Here is a 21,765-nt window from a genome sequence, read left to right as displayed (position 1 = left end):
GTATGGCGACATTCTCCGATCCTCAAGTCATTGTTGTTGGCAGTGGAATGAACTCATTAATGTGTGCCGCCTTATTGGCAGTGCGCGGAAAATCGGTTTTAGTGCTTGAGCGAAATGAAAGCTTAGGTGGCTGTATTCGTACAGAAAATTTATTTGAAGGCTATACCCATGACCTGCTTTCTTGCTGGTATTCCTTATTTGTGGGCAGTCCTGGTTATCAAGAGCTCGAACCCTATTTAAAAAAACAGGGTTTGGAATTTGCGCAATGTGATTATTCAACCGGATTGGTTCAACCGGATGGTAAATCAATTGCTTTAAAACGTGATATTGCTGAAGCGGCTAAGCAACTCGATAGTATTGCTCCTGGTGATGGTTTGGTCTTTCGTCGAATGGCCGATAAATTATTTACAGAAGATGCGGCGCTAACTTTTGGTTTGTTAGGACAGAATCCGTATAGCGGTGGCATGTTAAAGCTGTTGTTTTCTGAGTGGCGCAAACGCGGCGTTGATGGATTGCTTGATTTCGCTAAGTCGGGTGTTGAAAGTTTTCGTCGTTGGTCTGAACGTGAATTACAGCATGATTTTAGTCGCGCGCTGATGGCTCCATGGGTGTTGCACACTGGACTCGGGCCTGATGAAGCTAGTTCAGCGTTGATTGGTAAGCTTACTTTTGCCGCGGTTGTTGCAGGTGGAATGCCGGTTGTTAAAGGGGGAAGTTTCCGTATTGTCGAGGCTTTTGCCAAAGTCATTGAAGAGCACGGCGGTCAATTACAAACGGGAATGCATGTTGAGAAAATTATCACTCAAGGCAGTGGAAAAAATAGTCGAGCGACGGGTGTCATTGCAAATGGTGAAGTGTTCAATGCCACTGAAAGTGTGGTGTGCAATGTGACGCCGACTCAGTTGTATGGCTCATTACTTGATGATGTTTCTCCCCAAGTGATGCAAAGTGCAAAAGGCTATCGTTATGGACGAGCAGGTATGCAAATCCATTTTGCATTGAGTGCGCCGCCGCCATGGTGTAACCCTGAATTGCGCAATGTGCCTTTAGTGCATTTTACGGAAAGTATGGAACAAGTTTGTCTATCGGTAACACAAGCGAATAATGGTTATTTACCTGACAGGCCGACTTTTGGTATTGGCCAGCCAACCGCATTAGATCCAAGTCGAGCCCCTGATGGTGGGTGGATCTTATGGATCCAGATGCAAGAATTACCTCGTCAATTAAAAGGTGATGCGGCAGGGGAAATTACAGTTCCAGCGGATGGTCGTTGGAATGAAACTGTCCGTGAAGCAGTCGCGGATAGAATCCAGCAACGTTTAGAGTTGGTCATGCCTGGTTTTACTTCCTTAATTGTTGGACGAAAAGTAATTTCTCCAGCAGATTTAGAGAATTACAACTGTAATCTGGTTGGTGGCGATCCTTATTCAGGAACCTGCTCACCTGATCAATTTTTCTGGTTACGTCCTTTTGCTGCATCAGGGCAAACAAAAACACATCAAACCGCAGTGAAAAATCTATTTCATATTGGAGCCTCAACTCATCCTGGTCCCGGTCTTGGTGGCGGCTCAGGATATTTAGTTGCTCAGAAATTAGCTGTAAAACGTAGAACATAATCAAATAAGCAATGGAAATGCACAATAACAAGCAAAGCACACACAGTAAGACAACCCACTATGGCAGGAAAAATGATGAATAAGAAAACAATCAGCAAGCTGGTAGCAGGTTCGTGTCTCGGCGCACTTTCATTGGGTGCTGTTGCAACCGAAGGGGGAGGATTAGGGATCTATCCTGACGGATTAGAGAATTTTATGTCAGGTGCGCTGCCACCGCCAGGAGTTCATGTATTGATGTACGGCGGTAATGCGCACTATGACAGTGTGCGAGATAACAAAGGCGATAAAATACCCGTTCCGGGTTTTAGTGTGAATGTGAATGTTTTAGCGCCGCGTTTAATTTGGGTTACTGATCAAAAGATACTGGGTGGCGATCTGGCTTTTCATACTATCGTCCCATTGTTAGATGTGACCGCAAAAGCGGCAGGGAAAAAAGATACCAGTCGAGGCTTGGGGGATGTTACTTTTGGTCCTGCATTGGGTTTTCATCCATCCGCTGATTTACATTATGTGGTTGGCTTAGATGCTTATGCGCCAACAGGAAAATACAGCAAAACAGATCCATCAAGCTTAGGTAAGAATTACTGGGCGCTACAGCCAGTTTGGGCAATTAGCTATATTCCACCTGTTGGAATCAATGCCGATTTAAAAATGATGTATGACTTTAATTTCAAAAACAATGATACGAAAACCCGCTCAGGGCAGGCCTTTCATACCGATTATGCATTAGGTTGGGGATTTGGTAATGGTTGGGTGGCGGGTATTGGCGGCTATACCTTCTGGCAAACAACGGATGATAGCGGTGACAATTCAGCTCAAGGTAAGGCTCGAGCTTATGCGATTGGACCATCAATTCGCTATGCGAATCCACAAGGCTGGTTGTTTACGGCTAAGTGGGAGAAAGATTTTGGTGTAAGAAATCGTCCAGAAGGTTCACAAATTTATCTAAAGGCTTCAATTCCATTCTAATTATTTTCAGTAATTAATGAGAAAGCACCGCCCAGTAAATGATCATGGTGCGGTGCTTTCTGGTGAAGAGTTTCTCTGATTAATAATAATTTAATGATTTGTTAATTAGCTTATGGATATTTTGTATTAATAATAATTAGCTATTTGGATTAATTAGGCTTTTTTCATACTTTGGCTTGGTGTTTCGCCATAACGATGTTTATATTCGGCGCTAAATCTGCCCATATGTGCAAAGCCCCAGCGCAATGCGACACCAGTGACATTTGTGGCTTCCCCAGATAACAATTCAGCGCGTACTCGCTCCATTCGTAAATCACGTAAATATTGCATCGGACTGATATCTAAAAACTCTTTAAATCCAGCATATAAGCTACGTAAACTGACCCCTGCAATATGTGCAAGTTGCTCAACCGTAATAGGTTCATGGGCATGAGCTTCTAAATATTCTTGGACACGGCGAACATGGCGAGGACGAATTGTCGCTCTTCTTAAGCCCGAGTCTTCAGCGTAATTATGAATATGAGTAGATAATAATGTGACTGAAACTAGTTGTTCTACTTGAGTAGCGATCAATTTGTGTTGGAGTAGATCGGGCGTTTTTGTCGCGCATTCAATCAAATAATTCATTAATGTGCGCCACGCAATGCAAGACTGCCAAGCAAATCCTAGTTCAAAGACTAAAGGCTTATCTAAGGTATGACCGAGTTGTCCAACCAAAGAACGTTCTAGTAGTGACCGTGAAATGCGCAGCATGAATTGGTCGTTATCGCTATTCCAACGCATTGCTGTGGATTCTTCAGGACTGAGTATTGACGCCATTTGTGGATTGGATTCTAGATGTTTTCCCCCACTTTCAATAATAGCACTTCCTGAGAGGGGCATTTGTACGAGAAAAAAATCTTGAAGTTGACCCGGGACAATACAAACATCAGCGCCATATCTTAAACGGCTAAGGGAAATATCGCCCATTGGAATATAGTGCATACGCGCATCAAGGCGTTGATGTGGATTAAGTAAATGAAACTGATGGGGCTTCATGACTCGGCCTACCATCGATTTTATTTCTTCAGGATCAGCAGAGGTAAAGAGTAACCGTTCTGAAGAACAGAGTTGGTTTTCTATGGGTGTTGTGTTGCTCAGCATCGGAGATACCTCCAGTTTAATGCTCTTCATACTTAAAGCTGTAGGGGTGTTGGCATCATAAAGCAACCCGAATCACATACTTATGTATGCTCATCGGGATAGCTTTTCTTGCCGCCTACCTACAACTTGAATTATTTAGAGCATATATCTGATGTTTATATGTATTATTATTTTAATAAAATCAAGGTGTTGTTTTTATTTTTTAGTCTATTGATTATCGATGATGCGAATTAGTTTATGTCTACAATTTTATGTTTGGTTTGAGTGAGTTGTTAATTTTAACCTAGTCTCATTATTTAACATTTCATTAAACTATTTGTAACTAATTGTGATTTGAACATAACATAAACAATTTGCCTTACCTAGCCGAATATGTGCAAAAACTATCCAGAAAATGCAAAAATACAGAAAGAGTATGGTTATTGTGATGTCACTAACAATATAAAAAATAAAGTTATTTTTTTGAAAAATAGCAAAATATCCATGATTTATCATATTGTTATATATATTCATCTAATAGTTAATATAGGAAACCATTTAATAAACTGTTTGCATGTGATTACTTAGCGTTATCAACTATCACCTTTATATTTGTAGGGCTTAATAATGGTTAAGTGATGATTTATAGTGTTTTTTGCTTATTAAATTTTACTTCTCACCTCAACGCATATCCTTAGAAAATTGCAATATTTCCCTTATTTTACAGTCTATTTGTCCGTTATATGCATGTCCTATCCACTCTCTGCATAAATCTAATATCCATGATTAATCATGGATTGACCTATACGTAACAAAAAAGATACAAATAAGAAACACAAAAAAGATAAAAACATTCTGATGTTGATTGGTGAGGTTAAAATGGCTGAGCGCTCGTTTGTACAAGAAGTTCAAAAATTACGACAAGGGCAAGGTGACGTTTTCAGCGGTGAAGGCATCCTTGCTGTAATAAAAGCATTACTAGAATCTGGTGTCTCTTATGTTGCCGGCTATCAAGGTGCACCAATATCTCACTTGATGGACGTTTTAGCTGATGCGCAAGATATTTTATCTGAATACGGTATTCGTTTTGAAAATAGTGCTAGTGAAGCGACTGCTGCGGCAACACTTGCCGCCTCTGTTAACTATCCGCTACGTGGTGCTGTGACTTTTAAAGCGACTGTCGGTACCAACGTGGCGTCGGATGCTCTTGCGAACTTATCATCTGGTGGCGTATTAGGCGGCGCGCTGATTATCGTCGGTGAAGACTACGGTGAAGGATCGTCAATTATGCAGGAGCGTAGTCATGCTTTTGCCATGAAATCTCAAATGTGGTTGTTAGACCCTCGCCCCAATTTACCGTCGATTGTTCAAGCCGTAAAAGATGGTTTTGACCTTTCTGAAGCGAGTAATACTCCGGTTATGTTGCAAATGCGTATTCGCTCTTGCCATGTGCATGGTCAATTTGTTTGTGCTGATAATCAACATCCTAAATATACAGTTAAAGATGCACTCGAAAATCCAACGCGTGATGTCAGTCGGATAGTTCTACCGCCTGCGAGTTTTTTACACGAAAAAGAGAAAATTGCATCTCGTTGGCCAGCTGCAATCGAATTCATTAAACAGCGTGAGCTGAATGAGTTTTTTTCTGAAGATGCCGATGATGTGGGAATAGCATTACAAGGTGGTTGTTACAACACACTGATCCGCGCGTTGAATAAAATTGGGCTGGCGGATGTATTTGGTAACAGCCAAATTCCATTGTATGTCATGAACGTAGCATACCCATTAGTTGATGATGAGTTTGAACGTTTTTGCCGTAATAAAAAAGCCATATTAGTCCTAGAAGAAGGTCAGCCAAATTTTGTTGAGCAGAATGTCGCTAATATTTTGCGTCAGCGCGAAATTAGCACGGCATTGCACGGTAAAGATATGCTACCGATGGCGGGAGAATATAACACGGCAACCGTCTTGGCGGGTATTCGCTCCTTTTTTGAACGTTATGAAAAAATTGCACCACAAGTTAAAGCCGCCGCAAAACAAATTCGTATTCCAACTATTAATGTTGCAGCGCCACTAATTGAAGATTTAGAGCCTGAGTATGTCAATGCCGCTGAACCAACTTTGGATGAGACTGTCCATGCGCGCCCACCAGGGTTTTGTACCGGTTGTCCTGAGCGGCCTATTTTTACTGCCATGAAATTGGTAGAACGCGAACTTGGTGAACATCACATCAGTGCTGATATTGGCTGTCATTTATTTTCGATTCTTCCTCCATTTAATTTAGGTAATACCACTATGGGTTATGGCCTTGGTGGGGCGGGTGCAGCGGCATTGAATGCAAAAGCTAGCAAACGAGCAATTTCTGTTATGGGGGATGGCGGTTTTTGGCATAACGGTTTAACTAGTGGGATTGCCAATAGTGTATTCAACCGTAGTGATAACTTAACTATCGTTATTGATAATAACTATACCTCAGCAACTGGTGGCCAAGATATTTTGTCATCGACTGCATTAAACCCAACTCGTAGTACAGGTCATGAAATTGAAAAAGCAGTGAAAGGGGTTGGTGTTAATTGGGTGAAAACAATTAAGCATACCTATGATCTTAAAACCATGACTAAAACATTGCGCGAAGCACTGACCACCAATGAAAGTGGGCCGAAAGTACTGATTGCGCAAAGTGAATGCATGTTGAATAAGCAGCGACGTGAAAAGAAAGTCGTTCGTAATAATATTGCAGCAGGTAAGCGGGTTGTTCGTGAACGTTTTGGTATTGATCCTGATACTTGCACGGGGGATCACTCCTGTATTCGTTTATCGGGTTGTCCATCGTTATCGATTAAACCAAGTCAAGACCCACTCAGAACAGATCCGGTCGCAACGGTGATGGACAGCTGTGTTGGCTGTGGTTTATGCGGTGAAGTTTCTCACGCCGCAGTGTTGTGTCCTTCTTTTTTTAAAGCTCAAATTATTACCAATCCAAATGGTTGGGACAAATTGCGCCACCGAGTTCGCGGTTGGTTCATTGGCTATTTACAACGTCGTGATTCACGTCGTCGTGAACAATTGAGTTTTTAAAGAGGCCTATATGACTGCTTATTCATCAACAATAAATTCATCAACGGCACATTCATCGTCAACAATGCAGTCGATGATCGCATTACAACCAATAAAAATCGCTATTTTAGCCATGGGCGGTGAAGGCGGCGGTGTACTCGCCGACTGGGTCGTCAATTTAGGCGAAGAAAACGGCTATTTTGCGCAAACGACCTCCGTGCCGGGTGTAGCACAGCGTACGGGTGCCACTATTTATTATGTTGAGTTATTTCCGGGCGCGGATAATCCGCAAACACCTACCCCTGTCTTGGCGCAAATGCCGATGCCCGGTGATGTTGATATTGTCCTTGCTTCTGAATTAATGGAAGCCGGTAGAGCGGTGCAACGTGGTTTTGTCACACCAGAGCGCACCACATTAATTAGTTCGACACATCGTGTTTATTCCATCACAGAAAAATCAGCGATGGGCGACGGGCGTGTCGATAGCAAAGCTTTAATACGTCATACAGGTCAAGCGGCTCGCCAATTTATTCATTTCGATATGGCTCAAGCGGCGCAAGACAGTGGCAGCGTGATCAGCGCTGTCTTATTTGGTGCCTTGTTTGGTTCTGGTGTATTGCCATTTAGCCGTGAACAATTTGAAGAAACTATTGTACGCGGTGGTGTCGGTGTAAAACCTAGTTTACGTGCTTTCACGCTTGGCGCTGAAAAAGCAGCGCAACCTGAAGAGGCTTATGTGTCTCCTGCTGCGCAACAGGTTGTTCATGCACCCAAAAATAAACTCGTTGCCGCATTATTGGCTCGTATTGAAACCGAATTTTCTCCTCATGTTCACTATTTAGCGATTGAAGGGGTTCGCAGGTTGATTGATTACCAAGACCCTGCATACGCCACTTTTTATTTAGAGCGGCTCAAAAAACTATTTGCCCAAGAAGGCGGCCAAGATGAGCGCTTGCAGCGTGCTCTTGTTCGTCATTTGGCACTTTGGATGTCTTATGAAGACACCATCCGCGTTGCTGATCTTAAAATTCGTGATAGCCGCTTTGCCCGAGTACGCAGCGAGGTACAGGCAAAAGATAACCAACTTTTGGACATAAATGAATTTATGCATCCACGTATTGAAGAAATTTGCGAGACGCTTCCCAACAATTTAGGTCGCTGGCTTATGCGTCCACATTGGTTTCACAAAGCGCTTCGCAAATTTGCACAAAAGGGCCGCACTATCACTACCAGTTCTCTCGGTGGGTTTTTACAGTTGTACCTGCTGGCGGCTTGGCGGCGCGGAAGACGTTCAACTTTACGTTATCAATTGGAAAATAAACGCATTGATAACTGGTTAATCGCCGTTGTCGAAGCGGCTCGCACTAATCCTGCATTAGCCACGGAAATCGTGCAGTGCCAGAGAGTGGTTAAGGGCTATAGCGATACTCACGCACGAGGTTTGCGCAACTTTCAAACCTTAATGGAAATTGTTCAACGCCAAGGTAGCCAACTTTCACCCATTAATTTGCGAGAACTACGTGAAGCAGCACTTGCTGATGAACATGGCAACGAATTAAAAAAATGCCGCCAACGTTTGGCGATGGAATAAGGAAAATATCATGAGTCTGCTGAAATTTACTCGACCACATAAAATTCATTTCTCTGAGTGTGATCCGGCGGGAATTGTGTTTTATCCACAATATTTCGTGATGTTTAACAATCTATTAGAGCGTTGGATTGATGAGTTGATCCCCGAAGGTTTTGCTGGATACATCCTTGATCAACGCTTTGGATTACCTACGGTTCATCTAGTAGCTGAATTTAAAGCGGTTAGTCGCATGGGCGATAACGTGCAGCTTGAATTACAGGTAGAACGTATTGGTCGTAAATCGATAACGTTACGCCAAAGTTGTACCAGTTTAAGCGGTGAATTGCGTATGCAAGTTACGCAAACCTATGTCACAACTTCATTAGAAACGCATCAGTCGATAGCGATACCTGAAGCGCTTTATAACGCCTTAACCCAGCAACCGGTGTAACGGCACAAAGTCACAAAGGAGACATTCCATGAATATCGTTTGTATTGGCGGCGGTCCCGCAGGGCTTTATTTCGGGTTGCTGATGAAATTGCAAAATCCACAAAACCGTGTGGTGGTCGTTGAACGTAACCGTCCTTATGACACTTTTGGTTGGGGTGTCGTGTTCTCTGATGCAACGCTCAGTAATTTGCGCAAAGCCGATCCAGTTTGCGCAGAAACTATCTCCGCAGAATTTAGTCATTGGGATGATATCGATATTCATTTCAAAGGTACCTGCAATCGCAGTGGTGGTCATGGTTTCATTGGGATTGGACGTAAAAAATTACTCAATATTTTACAAGATAGATGTATTGAAGTCGGCGTTGAACTCGTTTTTGAAACCTTAGTTACGGACGATCAAGAAATTGCACTTCAGTATGATGCGGATCTACTGATTGCATCCGATGGGATCAATAGTGCAGTACGTACACGCTATGAAAATGTATTTAAGCCTGATATCGATCAGCGCCGTTGCCGCTTTGTTTGGCTAGGAACTAAGAAGATCTTCGATGCATTTACTTTTTTGTTCGCTGAAAATGAACATGGTTGGTTCCAAGTCCACGCCTATCAATTTGAAAAAGGGTTATCGACTTTTATCGTTGAAACAACGGAAGAAACGTGGCTCAAGGCGGGTATCGACCAAATGTCACAAGAGGATGGTATTGCTTATTGTGAAAAGCTATTTGCACCTTGGCTTGATGGAGAAAAATTGATTGCCAACGCAGCACACTTACGTGGCGCTGCCATTTGGATCCGCTTTCCTCGAGTCATTTGTGATAACTGGGTACATTGGACTACACCATCAAATGGTAAAGATGTACCGGTTGTCTTGATGGGGGATGCTGCACATACTGCGCATTTTTCAATCGGTTCAGGGACTAAATTAGCCTTAGAAGATGCGATTGAACTTTGTGAAAGCTTGAAGGCAACCAACGGTGATTTACGCAAAGGATTAGCACACTATCAAAAAGTACGTAGCGTTGAAGTGTTTAAAATTCAAAATGCTGCGCGTAATTCTACTGAGTGGTTTGAAAATGTCAGCCGCTATGAAAACTTAGCACCAGAACAATTTGCATACTCATTATTAACCCGTTCTCAGCGTATTTCTCATGAGAATTTACGTGCTCGTGATGCTAATTGGTTGAAAACCTATGAACAGTGGTTTGCACAGCAATCGGGGGTAATCTCTTCTGATAACCCAATCCCACCCATACTCACGCCTTATCGCTTACGTGATATTGAACTGAAAAATCGAGTTATTGCCTCGCCAACGATGCTTTATTGCGCAACCAACGGCGTAGTCAGTGATTTTCATTTGGTGCACTTAGGTAGCCGAGCACTCGGTGGGGCAAGTCTTATCATGACTGAAATGACGGCTATCGCACCCGATGCGCGTGCAACTCTTGGTTGCCCGGGTATTTGGAATGATGAGCAAGTCATCGCATGGAAAGCTGTGACTCAATTTGTGCATCAAAAAACGGATGCAAAAATCGGAATACAGTTAGGACATGCGGGGCGTCGTGGCTCAACTCAGCGTGGTTGGGAAAAAGAAAACTATCCATTAGCGAAAGATAATTGGCCGTTGGTTTCAGCGTCTGCATTGCCTTATTTACCTGATGTTTCTCAGATGCCATCAGAACTGAACGAAAAGCAAATGGCTGCAATTATCGATCAATTTGTTGCGGCAACAAGATGCGCAGATAGCGCGGGTTTTGATTGGTTAGAACTGCAAGCGGGTCATGGTTATTTACTTTCAAGTTTCATTTCACCGCTGACTAATCAACGTACGGATAACTACGGTGGAACGCTTGAAAATCGTTTACGTTTCCCGCTGGCGGTGATTCGTGCGGTCAGAAATGCATGGCCGCAAGGTAAACCACTTTCTGTTCGTATCTCTGCAACAGATTGGGTTGATGGCGGAACCACGGTTGATGAAGCGGTATTGATTGGGCAAGCCATGCATCAGGCTGGTGCCGATATGATTGATTGCTCCTCAGGGGAAGTTTCACCATTACAACAGCCTGTCTATGGGCGTATGTATCAAACACCAATGGCTGACCGTATTCGTAATGAAGGTTCAGTACCTGTTATTGCCGTTGGTGCTATCACTGATGCCGATCAGGTTAATAGCATTATCGCGTCAGGTCGTGCTGATTTATGTGCATTATCGCGTCCATTACTGGCAGATCCGGCATGGTTGCTTCATGAATGTGCCCGCCTTGGGTGGAATTCAGTCAGTTGGCCTGCACCTTATGAATATGGTCGCCAACAATTACTACAACAATCAAAAAACCGCTAAGCGCCTTAGCCGGATAGGAGGAAAACCTTATGAGTACTCAGTCCCATGATCAATACCGAGAAAGTGTCGCTGGACGTGCTGATGTTGAAGACACTCCCGAGCTGGTGGCGTATTACAAAGAGCTTGATGCATTAAAAACAGGTGCGTTATGGACTGTCGCTAACAAAATCGAGCCATGGCAGCCAAAATCGCAATCAGTGCCTGTGCTGTGGCGCTACCGTGAGTTACGTGAACATGTTTTACGTTCTGTTGAACTGGTTACACCAGAAAAAGCAGGGCGCCGAGTGATTTATTTAAATAACCCAGGGCGACAAGATGTTGCTGCCGCAGTGGGCTGGCTCTATTCAGGCTTACAAGTGATGCATCCGGGAGAAGCAGCATCTGCTCATGCGCATTCATCGTCGGCATTGCGTTTCATTATGGAGGGTCGCGGGGCTTATACCATCGTTGAAGGGCAAAAAATGATGTTAGAAGCTAACGATTTTGTCTTAACGCCTAATGGTACTTGGCATGAGCATGGCGTTGCCGATGATGGTTTACCGTGTATTTGGCAAGATGGTTTAGATATTCCATTAGTTAATGCGCTGGAAGCGGGTTTTTATAAAGTTCATCCAGATTTAAACCAAGTACAGACAAGGCCAATTGATTACCCCGTTGGCATGTGGGCAGGTACGGCTTTACGCCCACATAATATTGGTTGGGATAAACCGTATTCGCCCTTGTTTAAATATCAGTGGGGACCGACCTATGAAGCTTTACAGCGTGCTGCAAAAGTGGCGGATGGCTCTCCTTTTGATGATGTTCTCATGCATTACACCAATCCGCTCACCGGAGGACCGGTAATGCCAACGATTGGCGCGAGTATGCAACTTTTACGTCCTGGCTTTGTGGGGAAAGCTCATCGCCATACGGGAAGTTTTATTTATCAAGTGGCGAAAGGTCAAGGTTATTCAATTATTAATGGGCAGCGTTTTGATTGGCAAGAACGCGATATTTTTTGTGTGCCATCATGGATGTTCCATGAACACGTCAATACTTCGAACAACGATGACGCTTGTTTATTTTGCTTTAACGATTTGCCCGTTATGCATTCGCTTGGGCTCTATTACGAAGAAGCGCTGGCTGAGAATGATGGGCACCAGAAGATTATCAGCTGATCATTATACCCGTTGTGTTTCAAGTGTTGATGACCACTTGGCGCGAATTATTTTGGGTATGTTTTGATTATTTACATAAAGAATTTCTTTAAGTGACAAATTTGTTAGGTCAGTAAACCTAACTCAAGGAGAAGAATTATGCGTCTTATTACTTACCGTTCAGATATTACTGCTGCCGCACGTTTAGGTGCAATTGTTGATCAACAAGTGGTTGATTTAGCAAGATTGGCCGAAGAGCAAGGGCAGTATTTACCGGATAACATGTTGGATTTTATTGATTTAGGTCCACAAGGAGTACGTGCAGGCACTGAGCTACTCAATATTTATCAAGGGCAATTCCCAGCGGGGACGGCATGGCCGGTGCAGAATGTGAAGATTTTGGCGCCTATCCCTCGTCCGAGAAAAAATATTTTTGGGATTGGGCTTAACTATGTAGAGCACGTCGCTGAGTCTAGCCGAACGCTTGATACCTCAAAAGAGTTACCAAAAGAGCCCGTCATTTTTTCTAAGCCACCAACAACCGTGATCGGCCCTGGAGATGCGATTGAGCATAACAGCGCAATTACTCAACAGTTAGATTGGGAAGTTGAATTAGCGGTCATAATGGGAACTCGAGCAAAAAGCGTTTCTCATGATGATGCCCTGAGCTATGTCTTTGGTTATAGCTTAATGATTGATATGAGTGCGCGTGATTGTCGCCGTGCAGGTCAATGGATTTATTCGAAAGGCCAAGACACCTTCGCACCTTTTGGTCCTTGTATCGTCACAGCAGATGAGATCCCAGATCCACACACACTGAATCTCAGTTTGAAAGTAAATGGTGTGACTAAACAAGATTCAAATACACGTCATATGCTATTCAATGTAAATGCATTAATTGCAGATATCAGCAAAGGGATAACCTTAGAGCCGGGGGATATTATTGCGACGGGGACACCTGAAGGCGTTGGTGCGGGTCGTTCACCACAAGAGTGGGTGTGGCCAGGGGATGTGATTGAGGCATACGTCGAGAAAATTGGCGAGCTACGCCATCCCGTCGTTGCAATCTAATTGCAGTATCAACACCAAGGAGCGTGACTGATGTTAAATTTAGCGCAATTTAAAGCTGCGGCGGTGCAGGCCGCCCCCGTTTTCCTCGATACTGACGCAACCGTAGATAAAGTTTGTCGCTTGATTGAAGAAGCGGCAGATAACGGTGCAAAATTAGTGGCTTTTCCTGAAGTGTTTATTTCAGGATATCCTTATTGGAGTTGGGTCATGAACCCGATTGATGGCAGCTCATGGTTTGAAAAACTGTGTAAGTCAGCAATTGAAGTACCGGGGCCTGAAATTCAAAAGGTGGCTCAAGCGGCAGCTCGCCATCATATCAATGTGGTTATTGGCGTGAATGAGCGCAATCCTAATGGGGTTGCCACGTTATATAACACCTTAGTGACTATTTCAGATGAAGGCCGAATTCTTGGGCGTCATCGTAAATTGGTGCCGACATGGGCTGAAAAATTAACCTGGGCAAATGGTGATGCTTCATCGCTGAAAGTTCATCAAACCAGTGTTGGCCCCTTGGGTGCCTTGGCTTGTGGCGAAAATACCAATACATTGGCACGTTTTGCTTTGCTTGCACAAGGTGAGCTCGTCCATATCGCCAGCTATATTGCGTTACCTGTCGCGCCGAAAGATTACGATATGGCAGAGGCTATCCGTTTGCGTGCCTCTGCTCATTGCTTTGAAGGGAAAGTTTTCACTATTGTTTCCTGCTCTACGGTTTCGCCAGAGATTATTGATGCTATGGCGGCAACACATCCAGAGTCTCGCGAATTATTAGCGCGCCCTAACAGTGCATTTTCAGGCATTATTGGTCCTGATGGTCGTGTTATCGGTGAGCCGTTGATTGATCAAGAAGGTATTGTTTATGCGGATATTGATTTAAATAAATGCATTGCACCACGCCAAATGCATGACATTACCGGACACTATAATCGTTTTGATATTTTTGATTTACAGGTTAATCGTCGTCCTTTAACGGCTGCTCGTTTTCATCATGATGGACAAGATGAAGATGAACTTAACCCATTTACACCATCAGATGATAATTCATTGGAGAAAGGCCTATGAGCCACGGACGCATTTTTCGTATCGGGCAGATAGTGCCCTCATCAAATACCACGATGGAAACGGAGATCCCTGCCATTTTACGTGCACGTGAAGCGTTGTTTTCAGAGCGTTTTACTTTTCATTCTAGCCGTATGCGTATGCAGAAAGTCACCAAAGATGAACTCGCTAAAATGGACTCAGACAGCGACCGCTGTGCGATTGAGCTATCAGATGCTGCGGTTGATGTGCTTGGCTATGCTTGTTTAGTGGCGATTATGAGTATGGGTAAAGGGTACCACCGAGTATCAGAAAAACGCTTATTTCAGCGCACTGTAGATAACGGTCATCCTGCACCCGTTGTGACCAGTGCTGGTGCATTAGTCGATGGCTTACATGCGATTGGTGCGAAAAAAGTGTCTATTTTGACGCCTTACATGAAGCCGTTGACGCAATTAGTGATCGATTATATTGAAAGCGAAGGGATAGAAGTTGTTGATAGTATCTCATTAGAGATCCCCGATAATCTGGAAGTGGGTCGCCAAAACCCATTAGCACCGGTTGAAATTACGAAGAAACTTAGTACTAACGTCGATGTCATCGTGGCTTCTGCTTGCGTACAAATGCCATCATTACCTTCAATTCAGTTGATTGAGGATCGAGTGGGTTTACCCGTATTGTCCTCATCGGTTGCGACAACCTACATGATGTTGAAAAAATTAGGTTTAGACACTCGAGTTGATGGTTTCGGTTCGTTACTTAGTGGAAAGTTTTAACTAAATTATGTTAAGAGTTAAGTTTCCTTCTGCTACTCTTCTAGTAACAAATGCAATAATGCATCAAGAGAGGCAAGAGGGCGAGATGTCAGATTCAAAAGTCTTTGTTGATAATTATCTACCTGCCCTATTGGGGCAGGCATGGATGTTAGTTTCATCTGAATTTCATGCGGTTGTTGAGGCTCATGGTTTATCTGTCTTAGAATGGCGTGTACTTTCAACCCTTGCCAATAATGGCTCTATGGGGATCACTGAGCTTTCACAAAAAACAGTGAGTAAACAACCCACTATTACCCGAGTGCTACAGCGATTAGAGCAACAAGGGCATGTGATTAGACATAATAATCACAGTGGTAGTGACCGACGGGTTACTTTAGTGAGTGTTACTTCAAGTGGTATGCAGTTAGTTGAAGGGTTACTGGTTGAGGCTCAGCTACATGAACAGGCGGTACTTGCTCCATTAGGGGCTAGAAAAAGAAAAATGCTAAAACAAGTACTACAAGAGCTTATCGAACGTCATTCAGTTGATATAAATAAGGTCGATAAAAATGTAACTGAGCAAAATGATCTTGAATAAGATTCTCTAGAAAGCGACAAACTAGTCAAATAATGACGGTTTGGTGCGACTATTGATTGCACTCGCTAGATTGTAAGATAAAAAATGAATATGATTTTTAATATCAATAAGATATAAATAAATAATATTAGAGAGGGTAGAGCGGATAATATCTTGTAACACAATGATTGATATGGTTGTTTCTGATTTCTTTATTTTTTTTATCTCATCATAAATTGCGACTTTACATTGATTCAATTTATCTATTTACTGATCATCAATGATTAGCTAAACATGGAGCAATCGATGTCGGTAGTGACACTTGTACTCGTTTTTTTATTAGCCGTTGTTGTGAGCGTATTTGTCTCACGCTTGCTAAAAGATATTATCCCATTACCCCTTATTCAGATAGCGTTGGGTGCAGGGTTATCTCTGTTCGGATTTACGGTTGAGTTTGAACCTCATTTATTCCTATTTTTATTTATTCCGCCACTGCTCTTTCTTGATGGTTGGCGCATTCCAAAAGAAGCGCTATTTCAAGAGATCAAACCCATTATGTCACTGGCAATTGGTTTGGTTGTCGTTACAGTTATCGGTATGGGTTTCTTCATCCATTGGTTGATCCCCGCGATTTCATTGGCCGTCGCGTTTGCATTGGCGGCAATATTGTCACCCACAGACCCAGTTTCTGTCTCTGCGATGACAGTAAATTCCCCTCTTCCATCACGTATGGCTCATATTCTTGAAGGTGAATCGTTGCTCAATGATGCAACAGGGCTAGTATGTTTTGGTTTTGCGGTGTTAGCGGCCACAACGGGTGTCTTCTCTTTAGTTTCAGCTGCGGGCCAGTTTGTAGTGGTGGCTGTTGGCGGGATTTTAGTGGGCTTATTGGTCGCGTGGGCAATAGGTTGGTTAAATCAATTTTTAGTTAAGCGTACGGGTGAAGAACCTGCTATTCAGATAATGATCAGCTTGTTAATGCCATTTACCGCTTATCTGGTCGCTGAACATTTACTTGTTTCTGGGATTTTAGCTGCGGTGGTTGCGGGTATCGCAATGCACTATGAAAAAATTGCAGGTCGTATGCAAGCGGCAACCCGTATGCAAAGTAAAGCGGTTTGGGATACGGTACAAACTGCATTGAATGGTATGATTTTTATCTTATTGGGCGAGCAGCTGCCGGGTATGTGGACAAACATGCCACAGGTCGCTGAGGCCGCGGGAGCGAGCCACCCATGGATGTTGTTTGTCTATGTTGCAGTGATAACTATTACGTTGGCAATACTACGATTCAGTTGGGTATGGATTTCAATGACATTAACCGTCTTCCATAATCGCCGCCGTGGTAAAGAAGCTGACGTAATGCATATTCGCATGATGGCGATTATGGCAACCGCAGGGGTTCGGGGCGCAATTACTTTGGCGGGTATTTTAACGCTGCCATTATTGATGCCTGATGGTTCCTTGTTCCCAAATCGAGATGTTGCTATCTTTTTAGCTATGGGTGTTATTTTGTGTTCATTACTGATTGCCAGTATTGCACTGCCTATTTTGACTAAAGGATTAGTACAAGACTTACCTTATGATAATGACGAAATTCGTGCACGTTTGGCGCTAAATGAAGCTGCAATGGCACATTTACGCGAGTTAATGAATCATCCGTCGGAAGATATGGATGAAATCGCGATGCGGACAGAAGTTGGTGCTCAGTTATTAGAGATCTATGGTAGACGATTAGATAACTCAGATGAAACTGAGTCAGATGTCTTTGATTTACATAAGATGATTGATATGGAGCGCAATATGTCTCGTTCAGCGCTTAAAGCTAAGCGTGATGCTCTATATCAAATGCGTAAAGGTAAAAATATTAATGAACGTGTTTATCATCGTTTGCGTGATGAGCTTGATTTAAAAGAAGAAACATTAAATCATCATAAAAATAATAAACACTAATTAGTCTTGAGTTTTATGATTAGAACGGTCAGAGAGATGTTGTGCTCTGGCCGTTTTTTATTTATAAGTTATTACAAATAATCTTTTTTAATTGGACGAGCTCACATAATTCTTTCTGAGATTTTTTGCACTATTTATAATTTATTTTGGGTTCATATTTAATATTTTTACTATTTAAGCGGTATTTTTGGTCATTTAATCTTCTTATTATAGTATTAAAAGTATCAACTATGACTCTTTTAGAGGTTATAATTCATCCGTATTATCAATTGAATTTGACAACCAACATTGAATTGATAATGTATTAGTTAATTGTTTTTAGGAAAAATTATGTCATCGTTTGTCGCTTATTCAGTTGTGATTATTACCATCACTTAGTGGTGGGGATAAGCTGCATTCTAAACCCGCCAGATAGGCGGGTTTTTTGTTCCTGTCTGGTTAATTGTCAGTAGGAGTTATTTATGTGTTCAATGAAAAATGGCCAGAAATTAGCATCTGACCCCGAGTGTAATCTACAACCAACGGATACTCTTGAGGAGATGATTCAAATGATCAGTGATGCAAGATTGCATTTTTTATGCGGTAAAATTGCATCGGGAAAATCAACCTTATCAAGCAAGTTGGCGAAGCGCCCTCAAACTATCGTACTCAATGAAGATGAGTGGCTGACAAAATTATATCCGGGTGAAATTACTGAACTCGCTCATTATGTTGAAAAAGGCGCGTTAATTAAAACGTTGTTAGAAAATCACATTAAACAGCTTATCAGTGCGGGACTCACCGTGGTAATGGATTTCCCAGCTAATACACCAACACAGCGGAAATGGTTGAAATCACTGGCAGAAGTATCGGCTGTTCCATATGTTTTTCACGTATTATCGGTTGATAATGATGAGTGCAAAAAAAGATTAGTGGCGCGTAACTTAACGGGTGAAAACCCATTTAAAACGTCTGAGGCAGCATTTGATTTGATAACCAAACATTTTTCCTATCCTGATAGTCAGGAACAGCTCGTGTGTAAATTTTATTAATGAGCTAATAATGAGTTTGAGCGGCTGATTGTCTATGCCTATAGTATCAGTCGCTTCAACGGGTAAGCTGTGCATCATTATTTAGGGCGATACATTTTAACCTTCTGTTGCTGTTCTATCCAATAATAATCTGCCGGTCCACCTGCACGCAGTAAGGGTTTTTGTTGCGCACTATCATATAATCCATTTTCTAATGTTGATTCATCAATATGCACCATAACTACCTCTCCCATAATCATCCAAGTATCGAGTAGATGTCCACTCGCATTTTTAAGTTGTTGGTATTGTGTCACGACACATTCCATCGAGACTGGGGTCTGAGCAATACGAGGTGGTGTAACTATTGTTGAAGGGAGGGTAGATAATTGCGTTAAAGCAAACTCACTTTCACCTCGTTCTAATGTTGCGCTACTCATATTCACTTGCTCACTAAGCTCTAGCGTTGCAAGGTTATAAACAAATTCGCCAGTTTCAATTGCATTGGTAACGGAGTCTTTTTTTCCGACACTTGAGAAAACGAGAATCGGTGGTGAGTAATTAAAAATATTGAAGAAACTGTAGGGTGCGAGATTAGTTCTTCCTGACTTGTCGCAAGTCGATATCCAGCCAATAGGGCGAGGGGCAATTAGGGATGGGATTGGATCATGGGGCAAGCCATGGCCAAGGGTGGGCTGGTAACTATAAAATTTAATTGTCATTAATTTCTCCTTTTATTCTATTTTAATGGATAACAACATAAGAAGTAGAGTCAAAAAGTGAAAAATGCAGTCAGTGTATAGAGTTAGCATTAAATGGATAACTAATTATATTAATTAGCTTAATTAACAGTTAATAATTATTTTATATCAAATAATTATATCTTGTAATTAATTTTATAGATGTATTGCACTTTTTAATTTAACTTTGGCTGAGCGTTGCTCTTACTCAAATATTGTGTTGGTATGATTTATTTAATATTGTTTTTTATTTTTCCTGAAATTTTAAACTGATTTTTAATTGTTATTTATAAGATAATAGTTTCATTTTGATAATAAATAATAACTGTGATATCGGTCGCATTAAATAATATAATTAAATGATTTTTTTATTATACTATGATTTTTATTTGTTTTTTATGGCCTTGATTTTTATATGTATTATTATTTTTTTATTTTCCCATATGTCTATTTATTATTATTCGATAGATATTGGCTATTGAATTATATCTATTCGATCGATACAAACGTATTTACAGGTTGAATTGATAATTTTATATTTTGATAAGGTTATATTTATTTTAATTTCAAGTTTGTTCGTTTTTTAAAAATTAAATTTATTCTTAATTTATTTTTAATCGTTTATTAATGGCTATTAAATGATTTTAAATTATTATTTATTGGTTTCTAATATGATGAAAAATAATATTCTATTACGTAAAGATATTGGTTCTTTTTTAAGATCTGCAAGAATAAATAAATCACTAACTGGATTGCAGTTAGGCGAAATTTTACATGTTAGTCAACAACAAATATCCCGCTATGAAAGAGGAGAAACAAGTATCAATATTGAGACATTAGATATTTTATTGGCAGTATTAGATAAAGACTGGCCAGATTTTTTTTTCCAAGTTTTGGCGAATTACTCTGAAGAAATTGCCGATATGAAGATGCAAAATGATTTTATTTTTCTAAATTAAATTTGTTTAATTTCAATGAATTATTTTTTAAATAATATTCAGATTACTGATTTTTATTTTAGATGATGTCTATTTATTAAATATTGAAGTGTTAAATAAATATGAAATTTACACGATTAATTTTTTGATGGTGTATTTATTTTCAATCAAATTTTTAATTAAAAGGATAAACGGATGAAATTAATTAAATTAGCGCTAATAACCGCTTTTACGGTATCAACTTTATCTTTCAGTGCCATGAGTGAAAATGCAGGAACACTTGATTTTACTGGAACGGTCGTGAGCTCTCCTTGTAATATCGCTCAATCTTCCTTGAAGCAAGTTATTGATTTTGGGCAATTATCTAGGCGATCTCTTGAAAATGGTAGAGTTGCTGAGGTTGATTTTGATATTAAATTTACAGGTTGTGACTTTACTGATTTCAATAAAGATTCCGGCGGAAAACCCATGGTAGTTAAATCGATGGAGCTAGTTTTTACAGGGCAACGTTACGCCGATCTTACCAATACATTACTGTCTACTTCTGCGGGCAATACTAATAATGTTGGGATAGGCATTGATGGTTTTGAATTCGGTAAAGCGAAAGATGTTTTACCACTGATTATTAATAAAAAAGGGGATAACACATTATCGTTTAAAGCATTAGCAAAAGCGGTTGATACGACTAAGGATGTTGCTGAAGGTAAATTTAATGCCACATCCAATTTCCGCATTACTTACCAATAATGATGTTGGATGCCCGTCAGTCTATATCTGACGGGTAATAAGCGGATGAATGGAGGAGATTATGATTGTTTATCAAAATCTTGGGAGACGCATAGCGCTGTTAGTAATTATTTATATTTTTACGAGTTCTACTGCGCATTCAGTTAAAAAATTAAATTTTCAAGGTATCGATATGATGACGTTGATCATGGGGAGTGTTATTGCCACGCCATGTTCGATCGTGATGGAAAATCGTTATCAGACTATTAATTTCTCATCACTGACACTCACTATGCTATCTACTGAGACTGCTCGAGAGTTACATAATCAGCCCTTTATCATTGAACTACGTGATTGTGGCAGCGCATTTTCTTCTTTGGATCATAAAACTTGGACCATACGTTTTATGGGACACAGCGCGGAATATATTCATGCTTTTGTATTACAGGGGGCTTCCCAAGGGTTAGGGGTTTCTGTACTGGATGACTCGCTCAATATTCTCGTTCCTGGGCAAAATTACCCATTATCTAACAATGTATTACGGCAAAGTAAATCGGGACAAACACTCTTTTTACGCTATTTCTTACGTTTAGAGCTGACAGGGCAACCTATTGAAGCTGGCAGCTATCAAGGGCTAATCCGTTTTTTCATCGATTATCAATAAAACATATATAGATATTTTGGCGAAATTCTCTTTTTGG

At 41.3% G+C, this 21,765-nt stretch carries 18 protein-coding genes; 16 read left to right on the top strand and 2 right to left on the bottom strand.

Going from position 1 to position 21,765, the window contains the following annotated elements; all coding sequences use genetic code 11:
* Positions 1 to 2: 2 nt before the first annotated feature.
* Together ACTH6U_RS05305 and ACTH6U_RS05300 are read left to right on the top strand one after the other, a co-directional pair.
* On the top strand, positions 3 to 1,616 hold the full coding sequence (locus tag ACTH6U_RS05305; protein WP_336430992.1) for a phytoene desaturase family protein: 1,614 nt from the start codon (positions 3 to 5) through the stop codon (positions 1,614 to 1,616).
* Positions 1,617 to 1,691: 75 nt separating this feature from the next.
* The gene (locus ACTH6U_RS05300; protein ID WP_294109782.1) at positions 1,692 to 2,585 is read left to right on the top strand and encodes a SphA family protein; all 894 of its coding nucleotides are present in this window, start codon (positions 1,692 to 1,694) and stop codon (positions 2,583 to 2,585) included.
* A 153-nt stretch (positions 2,586 to 2,738) separates the two neighbouring features.
* Here the strand turns inward: ACTH6U_RS05300 and ACTH6U_RS05295 are convergent, their stop codons facing one another.
* Complete coding sequence (locus tag ACTH6U_RS05295; RefSeq protein WP_294109780.1) at positions 2,739 to 3,728, bottom strand: AraC family transcriptional regulator; 990 nt, start codon at positions 3,726 to 3,728, stop codon at positions 2,739 to 2,741.
* An 858-nt stretch (positions 3,729 to 4,586) separates the two neighbouring features.
* Here ACTH6U_RS05295 and ACTH6U_RS05290 point away from each other — a divergent pair.
* The 11 genes from ACTH6U_RS05290 to ACTH6U_RS05240 all read left to right on the top strand — a co-directional run bounded on the left by ACTH6U_RS05290 (position 4,587) and on the right by ACTH6U_RS05240 (position 18,684).
* Positions 4,587 to 6,785 carry a thiamine pyrophosphate-dependent enzyme gene (locus ACTH6U_RS05290; protein ID WP_441831753.1) on the top strand — a complete coding sequence of 733 codons (2,199 nt, stop codon included), beginning with the start codon at positions 4,587 to 4,589 and terminating at the stop codon, positions 6,783 to 6,785.
* 10 nt (positions 6,786 to 6,795) lie between these two features.
* Positions 6,796 to 8,355 carry an indolepyruvate oxidoreductase subunit beta family protein gene (locus ACTH6U_RS05285; protein ID WP_441831752.1) on the top strand — a complete coding sequence of 520 codons (1,560 nt, stop codon included), beginning with the start codon at positions 6,796 to 6,798 and terminating at the stop codon, positions 8,353 to 8,355.
* Between the two features lie 10 nt (positions 8,356 to 8,365).
* Positions 8,366 to 8,785: an acyl-CoA thioesterase gene (locus ACTH6U_RS05280; protein ID WP_441831751.1), complete on the top strand. Its 420-nt coding sequence runs from the start codon at positions 8,366 to 8,368 to the stop codon at positions 8,783 to 8,785.
* Between the two features lie 28 nt (positions 8,786 to 8,813).
* Complete coding sequence (locus ACTH6U_RS05275; protein WP_441831750.1) at positions 8,814 to 11,123, top strand: bifunctional salicylyl-CoA 5-hydroxylase/oxidoreductase; 2,310 nt, start codon at positions 8,814 to 8,816, stop codon at positions 11,121 to 11,123.
* 29 nt (positions 11,124 to 11,152) lie between these two features.
* Positions 11,153 to 12,280: a cupin domain-containing protein gene (locus tag ACTH6U_RS05270; protein ID WP_441831749.1), complete on the top strand. Its 1,128-nt coding sequence runs from the start codon at positions 11,153 to 11,155 to the stop codon at positions 12,278 to 12,280.
* 138 nt (positions 12,281 to 12,418) lie between these two features.
* Positions 12,419 to 13,330, top strand: coding sequence for a fumarylacetoacetate hydrolase family protein (locus tag ACTH6U_RS05265; protein ID WP_294109766.1), 912 nt, complete (start codon positions 12,419 to 12,421; stop codon positions 13,328 to 13,330).
* 30 nt (positions 13,331 to 13,360) lie between these two features.
* Positions 13,361 to 14,392 (top strand): carbon-nitrogen hydrolase family protein, encoded by a 1,032-nt coding sequence (locus ACTH6U_RS05260; RefSeq protein ID WP_441831748.1) that lies wholly within the window; start codon positions 13,361 to 13,363, stop codon positions 14,390 to 14,392.
* Positions 14,389 to 15,144 carry a maleate cis-trans isomerase family protein gene (locus ACTH6U_RS05255; RefSeq protein WP_434720835.1) on the top strand — a complete coding sequence of 252 codons (756 nt, stop codon included), beginning with the start codon at positions 14,389 to 14,391 and terminating at the stop codon, positions 15,142 to 15,144. Before ACTH6U_RS05260 ends, ACTH6U_RS05255 begins: the two co-directional genes overlap by 4 nt.
* Before the next feature lie 85 nt (positions 15,145 to 15,229).
* Entirely contained in the window at positions 15,230 to 15,721 is a 492-nt protein-coding gene (locus ACTH6U_RS05250) for a MarR family winged helix-turn-helix transcriptional regulator (RefSeq protein ID WP_294109758.1), read from the top strand.
* 285 nt (positions 15,722 to 16,006) lie between these two features.
* The gene (locus ACTH6U_RS05245) at positions 16,007 to 17,653 is read left to right on the top strand and encodes a Na+/H+ antiporter (protein ID WP_294109756.1); all 1,647 of its coding nucleotides are present in this window, start codon (positions 16,007 to 16,009) and stop codon (positions 17,651 to 17,653) included.
* Between the two features lie 461 nt (positions 17,654 to 18,114).
* The gene (locus tag ACTH6U_RS05240; protein WP_441831747.1) at positions 18,115 to 18,684 is read left to right on the top strand and encodes an AAA family ATPase; all 570 of its coding nucleotides are present in this window, start codon (positions 18,115 to 18,117) and stop codon (positions 18,682 to 18,684) included.
* Positions 18,685 to 18,761: 77 nt separating this feature from the next.
* Here the strand turns inward: ACTH6U_RS05240 and ACTH6U_RS05235 are convergent, their stop codons facing one another.
* Positions 18,762 to 19,382 carry a flavin reductase family protein gene (locus tag ACTH6U_RS05235; protein WP_441831746.1) on the bottom strand — a complete coding sequence of 207 codons (621 nt, stop codon included), beginning with the start codon at positions 19,380 to 19,382 and terminating at the stop codon, positions 18,762 to 18,764.
* Between the two features lie 689 nt (positions 19,383 to 20,071).
* Between ACTH6U_RS05235 and ACTH6U_RS05230 the strand changes: the two genes are divergently transcribed.
* The 3 genes from ACTH6U_RS05230 to ACTH6U_RS05220 all read left to right on the top strand — a co-directional run bounded on the left by ACTH6U_RS05230 (position 20,072) and on the right by ACTH6U_RS05220 (position 21,728).
* A complete protein-coding gene (locus ACTH6U_RS05230) occupies positions 20,072 to 20,359 on the top strand; it encodes a helix-turn-helix domain-containing protein (protein WP_294109752.1) in 288 nt (95 codons plus the stop codon).
* Between the two features lie 174 nt (positions 20,360 to 20,533).
* Positions 20,534 to 21,085: a fimbrial protein gene (locus tag ACTH6U_RS05225; RefSeq protein WP_441831745.1), complete on the top strand. Its 552-nt coding sequence runs from the start codon at positions 20,534 to 20,536 to the stop codon at positions 21,083 to 21,085.
* A 61-nt stretch (positions 21,086 to 21,146) separates the two neighbouring features.
* A complete protein-coding gene (locus ACTH6U_RS05220; protein WP_441831744.1) occupies positions 21,147 to 21,728 on the top strand; it encodes a fimbrial protein in 582 nt (193 codons plus the stop codon).
* Positions 21,729 to 21,765: the final 37 nt, after the last annotated feature.

This window comes from Providencia sp. (assembly GCF_052096715.1).
Taxonomy (GTDB): domain Bacteria; phylum Pseudomonadota; class Gammaproteobacteria; order Enterobacterales; family Enterobacteriaceae; genus Providencia.
Note: the sequence above shows the minus strand (reverse complement) of the source record. Positions and strands in the feature narration are given on the sequence as shown.